Genomic DNA, 1,719 nt, shown 5'->3' on the forward strand with positions numbered 1-1,719 from the left:
CTGAGACCGCTCACCGCCGTGGAGGCGCTGGCCGCCGCGCTGACCGGCGGGACCGAGGTGCAGGGCGCCGAGGTGCCCGTGCTGCCCGACGACCGGCTGGTCGAGATCGCCCGCCGCCTCACCGAACCCGGGCGCGGCGACGACACCGACGTCACCCGGCCACCGGTCGCGCTCACCGCCACCCTGCGCGACTACCAGCTGCGCGGCCTGACCTGGCTGCACCGCCTCACCTCGCTCGGCCTCGGCGGCTGCCTCGCCGACGACATGGGCCTGGGCAAGACCGTGCAGCTGATCGCCCTCCACCTGCTGCGGCACGAGCGCGGCGAGACCACCGGCGGTCCCACCCTGGTGGTCTGCCCGGCCTCGCTCCTCGGCAACTGGGAGCGCGAGGTGAAGCGTTTCGCCCCCGGCACCCCGGTCCGCCGCCACCACGGTCCCGGCCGTGACCTCGAGGGCGTCAAGGACGGCTTCGTCCTCACCACCTACGGCACCATGCGCCTGGACGCCCCCCAGCTCGCCGCCGTCCACTGGGACCTGGTCGTCGCCGACGAGGCCCAGCACGTCAAGAACGCCTACTCCTCCACCGCCAAGGCGCTGCGCCGCATCGGCCGCGACGCCGTCCGGATCGCCCTCACCGGTACCCCGGTGGAGAACAACCTCTCCGAGCTCTGGTCGATCCTCGACTGGACCACCCCCGGACTCCTGGGCGGCCACACCCGGTTCAGACGCCGCTGGATCGCCCGCATCGACGCCGAACGCACCGGCGGCGCCGCCGCGGCGGGCACCGGGGAGTGGTCCGCCGCCGAGCAACTGTCGGCGCTGGTGAGCCCGTTCCTGCTGAGGCGACGCAAGAGCGACCCCGGCATCGCCCCCGAGCTGCCGCCCAAGACGGAGACCGACCGCCCCGTCCCCCTCACCGCGGAACAGGCCGCGCTCTACCGCGCCCAGGTCGAGCGGGCCATGGCGCGGATCCGCGCCGCCGGCGAACAGGACGGCGGCGACGGGGCGTTCGCCCGGGCCGGAATGGTGCTCCGGCTGCTCACCTCGCTCAAGCAGATCTGCAACCACCCCGCGCAGTTCCTCAAGGAGGACCCCGCCCAGGCCCCGCTCGCGGGCCGGTCCGGCAAGCTGGAACTGCTCGACGAACTGCTCGGCACCATCCTCGCCGAGGACGGCGCCGCCCTGGTCTTCACCCAGTACGTCACCATGGCCCGGCTCCTGGAACGCCACCTCGCCGCACGCGGGATCCCCGCCCTGCTGCTCCACGGCGGCACCCCGGTCGCCGAACGGGAGCGGCTGGTGCGGCGGTTCCAGGACGGCGAGGCGCCCGTCTTCCTGCTCTCGCTCAAGGCGGCCGGCACCGGCCTCAACCTGACCCGCGCCGACCACGTCGTCCACTACGACCGCTGGTGGAACCCGGCCGTCGAGGCGCAGGCCACCGACCGCGCCCACCGCATCGGGCAGACCCGGCCGGTGCAGGTGCACCGGATGATCGTCGAGGGCACCGTCGAGGACCGCATCGCCGCCCTCCTGGAGGCGAAGAAGGAACTGGCCGACGCCGTCCTCGGCTCGGGCGAGCAGGCGCTCGCCCGGCTGTCCGACGACGAACTGGCCGATCTGGTAGCGCTGAGGAGCAGCCGATGAACGACGCCGCGGTACCACCGGCCGGGTCACCGCGGGCCCGGACCCTCGCCGGGTTCCCCGCCCGCCGAGGCGGCC

1 protein-coding gene is annotated in these 1,719 nt (G+C 74.4%); it reads left to right on the top strand.

The genetic code is table 11. The features are described from left to right. Positions 1-1,644: DEAD/DEAH box helicase (locus HW445_RS29910; RefSeq protein WP_180223943.1), on the top strand; the 1,644-nt coding region annotated here is incomplete at its 5' end. Between the last annotated feature and the right edge of the window lie 75 nt (positions 1,645-1,719).

It is taken from the genome of Streptomyces sp. UH6, from assembly GCF_013421635.1.
GTDB lineage: Bacteria > Actinomycetota > Actinomycetes > Streptomycetales > Streptomycetaceae > Streptomyces > Streptomyces abyssomicinicus.